The organism is Pararhodobacter sp. SW119 (genome assembly GCF_017811755.1).
Lineage (GTDB): Bacteria > Pseudomonadota > Alphaproteobacteria > Rhodobacterales > Rhodobacteraceae > Pararhodobacter.
Window position 1 is genome coordinate 75,798 of record NZ_JADDJF010000016.1, and the last position, 13,803, is coordinate 89,600.

Below are 13,803 nucleotides of genomic sequence, written 5' to 3' on the forward strand. Positions count from 1 at the left end.
CCGCCCCGGCAGGACCGGGGCGGGCGATCAGGCGCGGATCACTCCTCGATCCGGTACCACTCGGCCTGGTTCCAGTGCTCGGAGTCCCAGACGTTGAGGACGACACCGCCCAGCGTGTTCGCCTTGGCCGAAACCCGGCCGCGCGCGACCAGCGGCAGATGGGCATAGTCCTGCACGAAGATGTCGTTGAGCTGGATCACCAGTTCCTGACGCCGTGCCGGTTCGGGCTCGCGGTTCAGTTCGGCCCAGAGCGCGTCATACTCCTCGTTGCAGTAGCGGTTGATGTTCTGGCCCTGCCACTGCGTCTCGGGGCGGGGTTCGCGGCCGCAGCGACGCTGCTCCAGGTGCGGCGTCGGATCGGTCCCCTCGAAGAGCGAGGCGTACATCTCGACGTCAGCCCAGAACTTCACGTAGGTATCCGGGCTCGACGGGTCGGACCCGAAGAACACGCTGGCGTCGATGTTGCGCAGCTGTGCTTCCACCCCGATCTCGCGCCACCACTGCTGGATCAGCGCCTGGAAGTCCTGACGCACCGCGTTGGTCGAGGTCTGGAACAGAAGCTCCAGCCGCTCGCCGTCCTTCACGCGGATGCCGTCCGACCCGCGTTCCCAGCCGGCTTCGTCCAGAAGCGCGTTGGCGCGGTCGATGTCCTGCACCAGGCAGTCGTCGTTGTTCGGAGACACCATGGCAGGGGGCGCGACGATGAAGTTGCAGGCCGGCCGCCCGGTTGGCCCGTAACCGATCTCGGTCAGCAACTCGCGGTCGATGGCGCGGGAAAGCGCCTCGCGCACGCGGATGTCGGTCAGGATCGGGTGCGGATGCATCCGGGTGCCACGCTCGTCATCGGGCAGGTCGGGCGACGGATCGGTGAAGTTGATCTCGATCCGCTCCATCAGCGGGCCGAAATCGACCAGCAGTTCGCCCCGCCCGCCGGCCTCCATCTGCGCGATCACCTCGGGGGCGAGCTGCAGGTTCCAGGCATAGTCCATCTCGCCGGTCTGGAAGACCGCGCGCGCCGCACCGGTCGCGTCGCCGCCGCCGGCCCAGGTGATGGTCTCGAAATAGGGCTGGTTGGCGACGCGGTAGTTTTCGTTCATGACGAACTCGACCACGTCGTTGGGCCGCAGGTTGGCGACCTTGTAGGGGCCGGTGCCGATCGGGGCGAAGTTCTGATCGGTGCATTCCGGCGCCCGCGCGCCCATGCAGTTTTCGAACTGCGCCCGCTGGATGATCGGGGAACCCGCGCCGACGAAGGGCAGGTAGGGGTTGGGCGTCGCATCCTCGAAGGTGATGCGGATCGTGTGGTCGTCCACGGCCTCGACGCTCTCGATCCCGGCGAAGCGGTCGCGATAGGCGCAGCCGCCTTCCGGGTGGGTGCAGTATTCATAGGTGAAGACCACATCGCCGGCGGTGACGTCGGTCCCGTCGGACCACACCAGCCCCTCCTTCAGGCGCCAGGTGATGGACATCAGATCCTCGGCGACGCCGCCGTTGTCCAGCGTCGGGATCTCCTCGGCCAGCCAGGCGACCAGCTGCCCTTCGTTGTCGAACCGCGCCAGCGGCTCCAGCACGATCGAGGCGGCGTTCATCTCCTTCGTGCCGCCCGACAGGAACGGGTTCATCGTCGAAACCGCCTGCCAGTAGATCACGTTGAGGTGCCCGCTCGAGCCCCGCTCGCGTTCTTGCGCCGTTGCCAGCGCCGGGACAAGCGCCAGTGCAGCGACCGCCCCCATCAATGCCGTTCTGCGTTTCATGCATTCTCTCCTTGTTGGATATGCTCGGACCTCGTCGTGGCGCCGGTTGAACCCGCGCTCGTGGTTATATTGTGCCGGGTGGCGTCGTGCAGGTGACACGCCACGAACCGCCCGGGCGCGACCTCCTGGAACGCGGGGTCGATCCGGTGGCAGATCTCCATCACCTTCGGGCAGCGGGTGCAGAAGTTGCACCCTTCCGGCGGGTTGGACGGCGAGGGCACGTCACCCGTCAGGATGATCCGCTCGACCTTCTCTTCCAGCCAGGGGTCCGGCTCCGGCACGGCCGACAGCAGGGCCTCGGTATAGGGATGCAGCGGCGACTGGTAGAGCGCGTCGCGCGGGGCGAGCTCGACGACCTTGCCCAGGTACATCACCGCCACCCGGTCGGCGATGTGCTTGACCATGCTCAGGTCGTGGCTGATGAACATGTAGGTCAGGCCGAACCGCTCCTGCAACTCCTCCAGCAGGTTGACGACCTGCGCCTGGATGGACACGTCCAGCGCGGCGATGGGTTCGTCGCAGACGATGAACTTCGGGTTCAGGGCCAGCGCGCGCGCGATCCCGATCCGCTGGCGCTGCCCGCCGGAAAACGCGTGCGGATAGCGATTGGCGAAATTGCGGTTCAGGCCGACCGCGTCCATCAGCTCGTAGACCCGCTCCAACCGCTCCTTGCCGGTCAGCTTGCCGTGTTCCTCCAGCGGTTCGGCGATGATCGAGGCGACCGTCATGCGGGGATTCAGGCACGCCTGCGGGTCCTGAAAGACCATCTGCATCATCGGCCGCAGCTTGCGCAACTGCGCCTGGCTCAGGTGCGAGATGTCCCGCCCGTCGATCGTAACCGACCCTTCGGTGATATCGTAGAGCCGAAGCACCGCGCGACCGCAGGTTGACTTGCCGCAGCCCGACTCGCCGACGATGCCCAGGGTTTCCCCCTCGTAGATATCGAACGAAACGCCATCCACCGCCTTGACCGCACCGACCTGGCGGCGCAGCAGCCCGCCGAGGATCGGGAAATGCATCTTGAGGTTCTTCACCTCGACCAGTTTCTTGCGCCCGTTGCTCATACCGGCTGGCCCGTCCGGTGGTCCCAGAAACACGCGGTGTCGTGGTTTTTGCCGATATCGCGCCGCGGGGGATTCTGCCGGTGGCAACGGTCGAAGGCATGGTCGCAGCGGGCGCGGAACGGGCAGGCGGCAGGGTGCGCGCCCAGCATCGGCGGCTGCCCCTCGATCACGCGCAGCTTGTCCTCGCGCGGTTCGCGCAGCTTCGGCACGGTCCTGAGCAGCGCGCGGGTGTAGGGATGGGCGGGGTCGGCGAAGATCTCGCGCACCGGCCCGTGTTCCACCACCTGGCCGCCATACATCACCATCACCCGGTCGGCGATGCCGGCGATGACGCCCAGGTCGTGCGTGATCCAGATGATCGCCATGCCAAGGCGCTGGCGCAGTTCCTTGACCAGTTCGATGATCTGCGCCTGGATGGTCACGTCCAGCGCCGTCGTCGGCTCGTCGGCGATCAGCACCTTGGGGTCGCAGGCGAGCGCGATGGCGATCATCACCCGCTGCCGCATCCCTCCCGAGAACTGGTGCGGAAAGTCCTTCAGCCGCCGCTCGGCATCGGGAATGCCGACCAGTTCCAGAAGCTCGGTGGCCCGCGCCCGCGCCCGCTTGCGATCCATGCCCATGTGCTTGCGCAACGGCTCGATGATCTGGAAACCGACCGTGAAGACCGGGTTCAGGCTGGTCATCGGGTCCTGAAAGACAAAACCCACTTCGCGCCCGCGGACCCTGCGCAACCCCTCCGGCGTGGCCTTCAGCAGGTCGCGCCCGGCCAGCATGACCTCGCCCTCGCGCACCTCGGCGGGGGGCGATGGCAGCAGTCCCAGAAGTGACATCATCGTGACCGACTTGCCCGAACCGGATTCGCCCACGACGCCCAGCAGTTCCCCGGGTTTCAGGCTGAAACTGACCGAGTTCACTGCATGGATATCGCCGGCGCGCGTGTGGAACACGGTCTTCAGGTTCTTGACATCAAGAACGGGCACGGCCCCATCGGGCATACATCCCTCCCCAGGGAAAAGTTGTTGTCTTGCGCCCGTTTTCGGGTTCGCGTTGGCGCCACCTTTACAACAAACGCGCGACCCGGCAAGACAAAATCCCGAGGGGGACTGTCGGCATTGCGCCGACGCCGCCCCGACTGCCCGGTTCTTGCGCATCGCGCGCGGCCCCCGGGCAACGCGCCGGCCTACCAGAGGAGAGATCGATGCCCAGCCCCGAAGTCCTGTCGCCGCGCGCCATTCTGGAACGTCTTGTCGCCTTTCCCACGATCAGCGCCGACAGCAACCTGCCGCTGATCGACTGGGTCGCGGACTACCTTGCCGGGAATGGCATCGCCTCGACCCGCGTTCCCTCGCCCTGCGGCATGAAGGCGCATATTTTCGCCCAGACCGGCCCGGCGGTCCCCGGCGGCGTGGTGCTGTCGGGACACAGCGACGTCGTCCCGGTGGAGGGGCAGGCCTGGACCACCGACCCCTGGACGCTGACCGAGAAGGACGGCGCCCTCTACGGTCGCGGCACCTGCGACATGAAGGGGTTCGTCGCCCTGTCGATCGCCGCGATGGTCAAGGCCGCGCAGATGCCCCTCGCGCGCCCGCTGCAACTGGCGCTCTCCTATGATGAGGAGGTGGGCTGCATGGCGGTCGCCGACCTGGTCGAGGCGATGGTCGGCGCGCTGCCGCGGGCGGCGGCGGTCATCGTCGGCGAGCCGTCGATGATGAAGCTCGTGACCGGCCACAAGGGGGGCTTGGGCTACCGCGCGCAGGTGCGCGGCCATGCCGTCCATTCCTCGCGCCAGCCCCACGGCGTCAACGCGGTGATGGAAGGGGCGCGCCTGATCGACTGGGCCAACCGCTGCAACGCCGAAAACGCCGCCCGCCCGCCCTCGCCCGAGGCTGCGGCCTTCGACCCCCCCTTCACCACCATCAACGTCGGCCGCATCAGCGGCGGGACCGCGCACAACATCACCGCGCAGGATTGCTGGTTCGACCTGACCTTCCGCGTCGTCCCCGGCGAAGCGCCCGAGGACTGGGCCGCCCGCGCCAATGCCGAGGCCGCGCGCATCTCCGCCGGCATGCAGGCCATCCAGCCCGAGAGCGGCATCACGCTTGAGCAGGTCTTCCACGCCCCGGCCCTGACCCCCGAGGTCGGTGGCCCCGCCGAGGCGATGGTCCGCCGGCTGACCGGCGACAACGCCCGCCACGTCGTCAGCTACGGCACCGAGGGCGGGCAGTTCCAGGCCCGCGGCTACTCGGTCGTCGTCTGCGGCCCGGGCGACATCGCCCAGGCCCACCAACCCGACGAGTTCGTCACCCTCGCGCAGTTCGCCGCCGCCGAGACGTTCCTCGATCGCCTGCTCGATGATCTCTGCGCGCCCTGACACCGGCGGCGACAGGGGCCTGGCCGCTTCACGCGGGCCGTGCCAGAAGTTTCATTGCGGTTAACGGCGCCGATTCCGTGTTTTGATGCAATGCCTTGCGGAATGGTCCGCATGCGGACCGACGCCCGTTTCGACACCGTTTCCCACGTCCGTGCAAAGGCGCGCGCCATACAGGCCTCGGCCTGCGCCGACCGGACGCCCGATCCCGGCCCCTTGCCCTCGCGTTCGGTTCGCGCGAATACACAGCCGAAGCATCCGCAGCGGAGCCCGCGTCATGCCCGTCAAGAACCGATTTGCCGACCTGCATCCCGCCTTGACGGCGCTGCGGCATGATTTCCACCAGCACCCGGAATTGCTCTACGATGTCCACCGCACCGCCGGCATCGTCGCCGCGAAGCTGCGCGAATTCGGCTGCGACGAGGTCGTGGAAGGCGTCGGGCGCACCGGCGTCGTCGGCGTGATCCGCGGGCGCGCCACCGCCTCGGGCCACGTCGTCGGCCTGCGCGCCGACATGGACGCCCTGCCCATTCACGAGGTCACCGGTGCGCCCCATGCCTCGAAGACGCCCGGCAAGATGCACGCCTGCGGCCATGACGGGCACACGGTGATGCTGCTCGGCGCGGCCCAGTACCTGGCCGAGACGCGCAATTTCGATGGCACCGCCGTGGTCATCTTCCAGCCCGCCGAGGAGGGCGGCGCCGGCGGCCTCGCGATGGTCGAGGATGGCATGATGGACCGCTTCGGCATCCACGAGGTTTACGGCCTGCACAACATGCCGGGCATCCCCGCCGGCCAGTTCGCCATTCGCGAGGGCGCCATGCTCGCCTCTGCCGACGAGTTCACGATCACCGTCACCGGCCGCGGCGGCCATGCCGGCATGCCGCACCGGGCCATCGACACGACCCTGGTCGCCAGCCACATCGTCGTCGCGCTCCAGTCCATCGTGTCGCGCAATGCCGACCCGCTGGGCTCCATCGTCGTGACCGTGGGCAGTTTCCATACCGACAGCACGGCCTCGAACGTGATCGCGCATGCCGCGAAGCTCCAGGGAACCGTGCGCTGCCTCGAACCCGGCCTGCGCGACCTGGCCGAGGAACGGGTGAAGGCGCTGGCGACCGGCACCGCCATGGCCTACGGCGCCAGCGCCGAGGTGCATTACGAACGCGGCTATCCGGTGACCATGAACACGCCCGAGAATACCGAGTTCGCCGCCGCGGCTGCCACCGCCGTCTCCGGGCATGTCGACCGCGAGGTGCGCCCGATCATGCCCGCCGAGGATTTCTCGTTCATGCTCGAAGCGCGCCCCGGCGCCTACATCTTCCTCGGCAATGGCGACAGCGCCCAGTGCCACCACCCCGCCTACGACTTCAACGACACGATCATCCCCGCCGGCAGCAGCTGGTTCGCCACGCTGGCCGAACAGCGCATGCCCATCGCCTGATCCGACGCCCGAAAAGGAGCCTTCATGCCCGTCAAGAACCGCTTTGCCGAACTGCTGCCCGAGATCACCGCCTGGCGCCGCGACTTTCACGAAAACCCGGAGCTCCTCTACGAGGTGCACCGTACCGCCGGCATCGTCGCCGAAAAGCTGCGCGAATTCGGCTGCGACGAGGTGGTCGAAGGGATCGGCCGGACGGGTGTCGTGGCCGTCATCCGCGGCCGCCAGAACGACTCGGGCAAGGTGATCGGTCTGCGCGCCGACATGGACGCCCTGCCGATCAACGAAACCACCGGCGCCGCTCACGCGTCGAAGACGCCGGGCGCGATGCATGCCTGCGGCCATGACGGTCACACCGCCATGCTTCTGGGCGCCGCGAAATACCTGGCCGAGACGCGCAACTTCGACGGCACCGCCGTCATCATCTTCCAGCCCGCCGAGGAGGGCGGCGCCGGCGCGCGCGCGATGTGCGAGGACGGCATGCTGGAGCGTTTCGGCATTCAGGAAGTCTACGGGATGCACAACATGCCGGGCTTCCCGGTCGGCCATTTCGCCATCCGCGAGGGGGCCTTCTTTGCCGCCACCGACACTTTCCGGATCAAGCTCGAAGGCAAGGGCGGTCACGCCGCGAAACCGCAAGAGACCGTGGATACGACCGTCGTCGCCGCGCAACTCGTGACCGCATTGCAGACGGTCGCCAGCCGCAACCATGACCCGGTCAAGAACCTCGTGGTCTCCGTCACCTCGTTCCGCACCGAGTCCGAGGCGTTCAACGTCATCCCGCAGCGCGTCGAACTCAAGGGCACGGTCCGGACCATGGACCCCGAGACGCGCGCGCTGGCCGAAACCCGAATCAAGGCGCTCGCGACTGGCGTCGCCGGGGCCTTCGGCGCGACCGCGCAGGTCGACTACATGCGCGGCTACCCGGTGATGGTGAACGCGCCGGAACAGACCGCCTTCGCCGCCGAAGTGGCGACCAAGGTCTCGGGCGGTTGCCAGACCGCGCCGCTGGTCATGGGCGGCGAGGACTTCGCCTTCATGCTCGAGGAACGCCCCGGCGCCTACATCCTTGTCGGCAACGGCAATACCGCGCAGGTCCACCACCCCGACTACGACTTCGACGACGACGCCATCCCCGCCGGCTGCAGCTGGTGGGCCGAGATCGTCGAGCAGCGCATGCCCGCCGCCTGACCGGGAGCCCGCCAGCCGTTGCGACGACGACCGGCGCTCGGCGGCCCTGCAGGGATCGCGTGGCCGCGTGGGCTTGCGGTCCCCGGCCGGGTTGTGCATCGCCGGCGCCGCCTTTCCGGGCCGTGCAAGCATTCCGGTGTTAAAACTGCCCGCGCCGCGCCGTGACGCGCGGTGCGCAGAAAGTTTCATTGAGGTTAATTTTGAAAAATTCTATCGCTCTATCAGCCACTTGCGAGCGTGCTCACGCGTGAGCACTTCTCGCTCCGCCGTCGATCACACTGCTCTGTCGACCGACCGGCGCAACCCCGCCGCTTCCTTCGCGCGCGCCGTGATCCCCGCCCAGTCGCCGGCGGCAAGCGCGGCCTGCGGCGCGATCCATGACCCCCCGACGCAGACCACGTTCGGCAGCGCCAGATAGTCCGGCGCCGTGTCGGGGCCGATGCCCCCCGTGGGGCAGAACCGCGCGCGCGGCAGCGGGCCGGCAAGCGAGGCCAGCATCTTCCTGCCCCCCGCCGCCTCCGCCGGAAAGAACTTGATCATGCTGAACCCCTGCTCCAGCAGGTGCATCACCTCGCTCGCCGTCGCAGCACCCGGCATCAGCGGCAGGCCCTGCGCGACGCAGGCCGCGATCAGCCCGGGCGTCGTCCCCGGCGCCACGGCAAACTCCGCCCCCGCCGCCTTCGCCCGCGCCGCGTCATGCGCGCTCAGGACCGTCCCCGCGCCGACGCGCGCGCCGGGAACCCGCATCATCGCCGCGATCGCCGCCAAGGCCGCCGGGGTGCGCAGCGTGACCTCCAGCACCGGCATCCCCCCCGCGACCAGCGCCGCGGCCAGCGGCGCGGCATCCTCGGCGTCCTCGATCACCAGGACCGGGATCACCGGGCAAAGGCGGCTCAGAGCCAGCACGGCGTGGCTTTGCAGGGCAGGGGTCATGTGCGGGCTCCGGTTGCAGCGGTCACCTGCCCCTAGCCCAGTCGCTCTGCCCGGGCAACTGAGAAACCGGGACAGGGGTGGTGTTTCCGGCGTCCGTGAAAGAAAGCTTCTTTCTCCCGGTCGACAAAAGAGGCGCCACACTCCCAACCATCGCGCCACTGACTGCAGGCGTCACGACTCGCCCGCAACCGCCCGTGCGATGGCGCGGAAGACGACGACGCTTTCGTGGTCGTTCTCGTCGAAGTCCGGATCGGCGCTGGTCTTGACGATGACGACCTCGCGCAAGGGGTCGATGTAGATGTATTGCCCCCAGACCCCGATGGCGGTGAAATCGCCCTGCGGGTTTTCCGGTATCCACCACTTGTAGCCGTAGCCGAAGGTCCAGCTGGAGGCCGAGTTGTCGCCCGGTTGCAGATGCGCGGCCTCCGGCGTGACCGAGGCGTCGACCCAGACGGCTGGGATGATCTGCCGACCGTCGCGCGCGCCGCCTTCCAGGTAAAGCCGGCCGAAGCGGGCATAGTCGCGCAAGGTGGCGTTCAGGCAGCAGAGCGCGAATTCCTGGCCCTGGCGGTCGGTGCTCCAGAAGGCGTCACGCTCGGCCCCCAGCGGACCCCAGAGCCGGCTTTCCAGATACTCGGCCACGGGCATCCCCGTCGCGCCCTCCAGCACCAGCCCCAGCGCCATCGTGTCGGAACTGACGTAGTCATTGAACGTGCCGGGATCGCGGGTGCTTTCCAGCCCGGCCAGCATGTCGACCTGCGGCTGGCCCATCGCCATGGCGCGGATGAAGAGCATGTTGATGTCGGACATCGCGCGCGCGTAGTCTTCGTCGAAGTCCACCCCCGAGGACATGGTCAGCGCATCCTCGATCGGCACCGCGCCATAGGCGGTCCCGTCGAGGTCCGGGACATAACCGCCGATCGGATCGCGGAGGCTGGCGATATGCCCCTCCTCCAGCGCGATGCCGATCAGCGCCGAGATCACCGATTTCGCCATCGACCACGAGGTGAAGGGCGAGGTCTCGTCGGCGCCCAGCCGATACTCCTCATGCGTGATCGCGCCCCGGTGGACGACCAGCAGGCCGGTCGTCTCGGTACGGTCGAGAAATGCGTCGAGGTCATGGTCTGCTCCCGCGAAGGCGTAGGTGTCGGGCAGCGGTCGCGGGTCGTAGTCGAACGCCCACACCGGGCCCGAGCGCGCCACCGGGCGGGACGGAAAGACCCGATCCATGTCGCGGAAGTTCTCGACCCGGTAGTCCTCGGCAAACAGAGTGATCCCGGCCCAGTAGGGGCTTTGCCGCAGCCAGAAGAAACCGGCGAGGATCAGCAGCGCGAGTATGCCGAGGGTCCAGGCGGTGATGCGGAAAAGCCGGTTGGTGAACATGAGAAGTCTCCTTTTGGTGAGGGGGTCGGCAGCAGCGGCCCGTCAGTCGCCTTCGGTCAGTTGCGCGGCAAGGAACGCGACCACCGCCGCGTTGAACCGACGCTGGAACGCCACACGGTCGAAGCCAGCCGGATCGGTGCAGGCCAGTTCCCAGATGCGCGGGTTTGCCGCTTCCACCGCTGGGTCGCAGGGTGGGCGAAAGGCAAAATGGCCGGCGCTCGCGACCCGGTACGCCTTGGACGGCGCGGTCAGTGCGGCGGCCAGCGGTGCGACATTGCCGGCATGCGGGACGCGCACATCCTCGGCCCCGCCCCAGAGCTGCAGGGCCACGTCCAGAGCCGCAACCTGGCTGGGGTCGAAGCTGAAGCCGAAGCCGGGTGCGGCGGCGACGACAGCCCGGAGTGCCGGGATCGGCGCTGGAAAGTCGCCCGCCCCCCGCGACGACCGCCTCGACCATGCCGGTTCGACAGGCGAATTCCTCGGGCGCCTCGGCGCAATGTGCCGCAATACGCGACAGCGACACCCGGGCGCCGGCGGCGGCGAGCGCGCTGTGGCCGCCGGCCGAAAAACCAAACGCGCCGATCTGGTCGGCATCGACATGCGGGGCCTGATCCCAGTGGGCGGTCATGTGATCCACCACCCGCGCCAGATGCCGCGGGCGCTTGGTGATCCACCGTTCGGGGGCGCAGTCTCGTCGCCGTCGGAATTGCCCGGATGGTTGGGCGCAACGGCGACCATTCCAGCGCGCGCGAGCCCCGCGTGCCCGCCGAACCAGCCACCATCGCCATGCGATATGACGACAACCGGCAGGCCTTCGCCCGCGACCGGGACATCATACGCCAGACCTTGATCATAGCGGGTGTTCGACGCCTCGGGCACGGGCGAGTTGGTCGGATACCAGACCGCGGCCTCAATTGCCGGCTCGGTTCCCGTCGCCGGAATCTCGACGAATTGGAAGCCAGAGGCGAGAGCCGGTGCTGCGGTCAGTGAAAGTGCGACAGCGAGGCGAAAGATCATGACAAAATCCTCTGGATATGGCGAGAAGCGTCGCGGCGCGATCAGGCGCTTGCCGCGTGGCGCAGGATGCGCGCGTTCCACCAGAAAATCAAAGGCGTGATCAGTGCGGTCGGGCCCAGCCATGTGACGAGGTCGGGCAGGAAGTTCAGGTTGACGACCATGGCGGCGGTGATCGTGGCGACGGTACCGGCCACCATCCGCGTCAGGTGACGCGAAATGCGTGCTTTGCCGGTGACCGGCCCGGCGCGCCAGTCCCGCCAGTCCGACAGCGCCATCGTCAGCCCGATCGAGCCGAAGACCAGCAGGATCACCGGCTGCGCGCCACCTGCGCCTGCGAGACCCAGCGCGCCCAGGCCCAGCAACGCCGCGCCCGTCAGCGTCATGGCGACGCCGGCCAGATGGTCGATCCATTGCGGCTGGCCCTCGCGCAGCAGCGCCGCGCGCCAGCCGGTGAACACCAGGTAGAAGCTGAAGATGCCGATGACGAGCAGAAACAGGTTTGGCCGCTTCGCGACCAGAACGAAGGTCGTCAGCGTCACTGCCAGCATGGCCAGCACGTAGACCTGACCCGCGCGCCTGTGCCAGGTCGCGCCCTTCGTCGTGCCGAGTGCGATGCCCGCCGCGCCGAGCGCCGTGAAACCCGCGGCGATATGCAGCAAAAGGGTCATCTCGATCATCGTCATGCCTCCGTCCTGGGTCTCATGCGGGCCATCGCGGACAGAGATGCGGCAGGCCGGCCCCACGCTCAACGGAAGCTTCGGGAAAGGCTGGGGAAATGCGTGAACGGCGTGTTAGGGTGCATTCGCGATGCGTGAACGGATACATGACATGGGGCAGCGGCTGGCAGGGCCGGTTGTTCTGGGGGCGGTGCTAGGCCTGATCGGGCCGTTCGGCACCTACGAGATGCTGCCGACGCTGCCGCGACTGACCTACTGGCTGGCCATCGTCGCGCTCAACTGGCTGCTTTGCGACATTGCAATCCGTCGGGTCGACGACGTCGTGCCCGAGGACATTTCGCTGCGCCGCATTCTCGTACCGCTTTTCGGCGCGGTGCTTGTCTCGTTGCCGGCTACCGGAGTTGTCGCCATTGCAGGCGGGGTTTCCGGCATCGGCTGGCCGGAAAGCATTCTGTCGCTCTACTGGAAGGTCGCCCTCCTCCTCGTCGCGATCTCCTTGCCAGTCTACACGTTCGCAGACCTGCGCGAAGTGGCAGAAAGCGCAGCTCGCTCACCAGGCTCCGCGCCACAAGATACCGGAGAAAGCGGTGAAGCGGCGACTGGCCTTGCGCTCTTCCTGGCTCGCCTTGCGCGCCCGCTCGAGGGCCGCCTCCTGTGCCTTGAAATGCAGGACCACTACCTGGTCGTCCATACCACCGAAGGCAGTGATCTGATCCTTTGCCGGATGGAGGACGCAGCACGCGAGCTTGGCGCTCTCGGCCTCCGCGTGCATCGGTCCTGGTGGGTGGCCGCGAATGCCGTCGAGGCTGTCGAACGCGACGGCCAGCGCCTGATGTTGCGCCTTTCTGACGATCGCCGCGTTCCGGTCGGCCGCACCTATCGCGAGAGTCTCAAGACCGAGGGCTGGCTGGGCTGAAGGCGCGCAGCAATCGCACTGGCCTGAGTGGGAGTGAAAGTTTCTATCGGGTCAAATCCGAAACCTGCCGTGGAAAGGATTCGCAAAGATTCAGGAACTGTAGTTCGGGCTTTCGCGAGTGATCTGCACGTCGTGGGCGTGGCTATGTGCCTATATAAATAAGGTATTCAAAGCGCCTTTTTCATCTGTGCTTCATCTGTGAACTCCGACGTCAACGCGGCGCGCGCGTCGTTCCACTCCCTGTGAACAGCCGTGTCGCTGAGGCGGAAGTCGGTATTGCAGTGCTTCTGGATTTCGGGCCACCACTCCAAATTTTTCAGCACACGGCGCTCTGCCGCCGTTCATTTCCGGTCATGCCACAATTCCGGACGCGCGATCACCCTATATCGCGTCCATATTCGATGTTGTCGAGCGATTCTGCACATCGCCAGACCGCGCCAAACTGCTAAAAGGACTGAATCACTACCGAAAGCACCTTCACTCGGGCGGTTTTGTTTGCGGGTATCAGTGGATTAACGGCAGCTTCGTTGAGAATGTTGAAAAGCTCAGAAGGCGCAGCCCGAGTGATATTGATGTCGTAACACTGTTTAACCGCCCACTTAAATATCAGGCCGACCCCAAATCCTGGGCCGCGGATTACGAAGGGCACTTATTCGCAAAGTATTCGACACGAGCGCGATGAAGCCCGTGTATAAGTGCGACACCTACCGCAATTGAGCTTGATGCAAGCTCTCGAGCCCTCGTCCGGAATTCGACATACTGGTTCGGACTTTTCTCCGACATGCGAGATACGGCCACAAAAAAAATAATTGAAATTCCCCTTGCAGTGGACGTCATGGAGTTCAACGCGGTCGATCTGGCATTAGGGGGTAAGTTCAATGTCTGACCTCCAAAGAATGGCAGAGCCCGAAAGGCAAAAGGCGGAGCTCAAAGCTCTTGCTAAGGAGGCCGAGTCTGACGGCGACGTTGTTGGGCGGCTGAGCTTCAAGTCAAGGCTGAATATCGTAGCTACGGAACATGAAGTGCTGAGAGCGACAGATACTCGCGTCGCGGAAGTGA

13 protein-coding genes are annotated in these 13,803 nt (G+C 66.7%); 5 read left to right on the forward strand and 8 right to left on the reverse strand.

Annotated elements, in window-relative coordinates; genetic code table 11:
• Nucleotides 1-38: 38 nt before the first annotated feature.
• From IM708_RS11370 to IM708_RS11380, 3 genes are read right to left on the reverse strand one after another with little or no spacing between them, the layout of a single operon-like run.
• Complete coding sequence (locus IM708_RS11370; protein WP_209426643.1) at nt 39-1,754, reverse strand: peptide ABC transporter substrate-binding protein; 1,716 nt, start codon at nt 1,752-1,754, stop codon at nt 39-41.
• Complete coding sequence (locus IM708_RS11375; protein WP_209426644.1) at nt 1,751-2,818, reverse strand: oligopeptide/dipeptide ABC transporter ATP-binding protein; 1,068 nt, start codon at nt 2,816-2,818, stop codon at nt 1,751-1,753. The genes IM708_RS11370 and IM708_RS11375 overlap by 4 nt, the downstream gene beginning before the upstream one ends.
• Complete coding sequence (locus IM708_RS11380; protein ID WP_209426645.1) at nt 2,815-3,813, reverse strand: ABC transporter ATP-binding protein; 999 nt, start codon at nt 3,811-3,813, stop codon at nt 2,815-2,817. Before IM708_RS11380 ends, IM708_RS11375 begins: the two co-directional genes overlap by 4 nt.
• 203 nt (nt 3,814-4,016) lie before the next feature.
• Between IM708_RS11380 and argE the strand changes: the two genes are divergently transcribed.
• The 3 genes from argE to IM708_RS11395 all read left to right on the forward strand — a co-directional run bounded on the left by argE (nt 4,017) and on the right by IM708_RS11395 (nt 7,818).
• Nucleotides 4,017-5,189, forward strand: a complete 1,173-nt coding sequence (gene argE, locus IM708_RS11385) for an acetylornithine deacetylase (RefSeq protein WP_209426646.1) — start codon at nt 4,017-4,019, stop codon at nt 5,187-5,189.
• Between the two features lie 274 nt (nt 5,190-5,463).
• On the forward strand, nt 5,464-6,630 hold the full coding sequence (locus IM708_RS11390; RefSeq protein WP_209426647.1) for a M20 aminoacylase family protein: 1,167 nt from the start codon (nt 5,464-5,466) through the stop codon (nt 6,628-6,630).
• 24 nt (nt 6,631-6,654) lie between these two features.
• Nucleotides 6,655-7,818 (forward strand): M20 aminoacylase family protein, encoded by a 1,164-nt coding sequence (locus tag IM708_RS11395; protein ID WP_209426648.1) that lies wholly within the window; start codon nt 6,655-6,657, stop codon nt 7,816-7,818.
• Between the two features lie 273 nt (nt 7,819-8,091).
• On the opposite strand, the gene eda is transcribed toward IM708_RS11395, so the two are convergent.
• From eda to IM708_RS11420, 5 genes are all read right to left on the reverse strand, one after another.
• A complete protein-coding gene (gene eda, locus IM708_RS11400) occupies nt 8,092-8,751 on the reverse strand; it encodes a bifunctional 4-hydroxy-2-oxoglutarate aldolase/2-dehydro-3-deoxy-phosphogluconate aldolase (protein WP_209426649.1) in 660 nt (219 codons plus the stop codon).
• 171 nt (nt 8,752-8,922) lie between these two features.
• Nucleotides 8,923-10,134 carry a serine hydrolase gene (locus IM708_RS11405; RefSeq protein WP_209426650.1) on the reverse strand — a complete coding sequence of 404 codons (1,212 nt, stop codon included), beginning with the start codon at nt 10,132-10,134 and terminating at the stop codon, nt 8,923-8,925.
• 42 nt (nt 10,135-10,176) lie between these two features.
• Nucleotides 10,177-10,464, reverse strand: a complete 288-nt coding sequence (locus IM708_RS11410) for a hypothetical protein (RefSeq protein WP_209426651.1) — start codon at nt 10,462-10,464, stop codon at nt 10,177-10,179.
• 294 nt (nt 10,465-10,758) lie between these two features.
• Nucleotides 10,759-11,151 carry a hypothetical protein gene (locus IM708_RS11415; RefSeq protein ID WP_209426652.1) on the reverse strand — a complete coding sequence of 131 codons (393 nt, stop codon included), beginning with the start codon at nt 11,149-11,151 and terminating at the stop codon, nt 10,759-10,761.
• A 41-nt stretch (nt 11,152-11,192) separates the two neighbouring features.
• Entirely contained in the window at nt 11,193-11,828 is a 636-nt protein-coding gene (locus IM708_RS11420; RefSeq protein ID WP_209426653.1) for a hypothetical protein, read from the reverse strand.
• A gap of 151 nt (nt 11,829-11,979) precedes the next feature.
• Between IM708_RS11420 and IM708_RS11425 the strand changes: the two genes are divergently transcribed.
• The gene (locus IM708_RS11425) at nt 11,980-12,744 is read left to right on the forward strand and encodes a LytTR family DNA-binding domain-containing protein (RefSeq protein WP_209426654.1); all 765 of its coding nucleotides are present in this window, start codon (nt 11,980-11,982) and stop codon (nt 12,742-12,744) included.
• A gap of 878 nt (nt 12,745-13,622) precedes the next feature.
• Nucleotides 13,623-13,803, forward strand: a 181-nt coding sequence (locus IM708_RS11430) for a hypothetical protein (RefSeq protein WP_209426655.1), incomplete at its 3' end; no start/stop codon positions are given.